Origin of the sequence: Stenotrophomonas sp. HMWF003 (genome assembly GCF_003061285.1) — a bacterium.
GTDB lineage: Bacteria > Pseudomonadota > Gammaproteobacteria > Xanthomonadales > Xanthomonadaceae > Stenotrophomonas > Stenotrophomonas maltophilia_AP.
This window is the reverse complement of sequence record NZ_QAIW01000452.1, coordinates 785-2,617: the sequence shown is the minus strand read 5'-3', so window position 1 is coordinate 2,617 and position 1,833 is coordinate 785. Positions and strand designations below refer to the sequence as shown.

Genomic DNA, 1,833 nt, shown 5'->3' with positions numbered 1-1,833 from the left:
CGCCCGGTCTTCGCGGTGGTGATGAGCCTGCTGCTGGTCGTGCTGGGCGTCATGTCGTTCACCCGCCTGACCCTGCGCGAGCTGCCCGCGATCGACCCGCCGATCGTCTCGGTGTCGGTGGATTACACCGGCGCCTCGGCCGCAGTGATCGAGAGCCGCATCACCCAGGTCCTTGAAGACGCCCTGGCCGGCATCGAAGGCATCGACACCATCAACGCGCGCAGCTCCAACGGCCGCGCCCAGGTCAGCATCGAATTCACCTCCAACCGCGATATCGAAGCAGCGGCCAACGACGTGCGCGATGCGGTCAGCCGTGTTGCCGACCGCATGCCCGAAGAGGCGCGGCCGCCGGAAATCGCCAAGGTCGAGAGCGACGCCGACCCGATCATCTGGTTCAACATGACCTCCTCCAGCATGGACACGCTGGAGCTGAGCGACTACGCCGACCGTTACGTGGTCGACCGTTTCTCCAGCCTGGACGGCGTGGCCCAGGTCCGCATCGGCGGGCGCCAGCGCTATGCCATGCGCATCTGGCTCGACCGCGACCAGCTGGCCGCGCGTGGCCTGACCGTGGGCGATGTGGAAACCGCGCTGCGCAACGAGAACGTCGAGCTACCGGCCGGCCGCATCGAATCGGCCGACCGCGACTTCACCCTGCGCGTGGAGCGCAACTACGTGAAGCCGGAAGACTTCGCCACCATTCCGCTCGGCAAGGGGGCCGACGGCTACGTGGTGCGCATGGGCGACGTGGCCAAAATCGAACTGGCCTCCTCCGAGCGACGCGCGTATTACCGCAGCAATGGCGAGCCGGGCATCGGCCTGGGCATCGTCAAGACCTCCACCGCCAACTCGCTGGACGTGGCCCGCACCGCACGCGCCGAAGCCGAGCGGGTCGGGCAGACCCTGCCCGAAGGCACCCACATCTTCGTCGCCTTCGACAACACCACCTTCATCGAAGCGGCCGTGGACCGCGTCTACGCCACGCTGGTGGAAGCCATGCTGCTGGTGCTGGCGGTGATCTGGCTGTTCCTCGGCAGTTTCCGCGCCGCGCTGATCCCCGCCGTCACCGTGCCGGTGTGTCTGGTGGCGGCGTTCATCGCGCTGTACGCGTTTGGGTTCTCCATCAACCTGCTGACCCTGCTGGCGCTGGTGTTGTGTATCGGCCTGGTGGTCGATGACGCCATCGTGGTGGTGGAGAACGTGCAACGCCGCATCGACCTGGGCGAACCGCCGCTGGTGGCCTCCAAGCGCGGCACCGCGCAGGTGGCCTTCGCGGTGATCGCCACCACCGCCGTGCTGGTGGCGGTGTTCCTGCCGGTGGGCTTCCTGGAAGGCAATACCGGCCGCCTGTTCCGCGAGCTGGCCGTGGCGCTTGCGGCTGCGGTGGCATTGTCGGCGTTTGTGTCGCTCACGCTGACCCCGATGATGGCCTCCAAGCTGCTCAAGCCGCACAGCGGCCAGCCGCCCAAGGGCCTGCACGGGGTGATCAACCGCAACCTGGACCGCGTCTCGGCGGCCTATGGGCGGGTGCTCGACGCGCACGTCGGGCGCACCTGGATCTACGTGGTCGTGATGCTGCTGTCGCTGCTGGCCAGCGCGCTGCTGCTCAAGGTGCTGCCGTCCGAACTGGCGCCGGCCGAAGACCGCGGTTCGTTCCAGATCATGATCGATGGCCCCGAAGGCGCCGGCTACGACTACACCGTGGGCCAGGTGCAGGAAGTGGAAAAGGTGGTGGCCGGGTTCGTCGGCGACGACAAGCCGATCGTGCGCGCCAACCCGCGCGTACCCGGCGGCTTCGGTGCCAGCGAAGAAATGCATACCGGCCGCATCAGC

1 protein-coding gene is annotated in these 1,833 nt (G+C 67.7%); it reads left to right on the top strand.

Translation table 11 applies throughout. The features are described 5' to 3' along the window. The coding region (locus tag DBR34_RS24285; protein WP_258224191.1) for an efflux RND transporter permease subunit at positions 1-1,833 on the top strand (1,833 nt) is incomplete at both ends.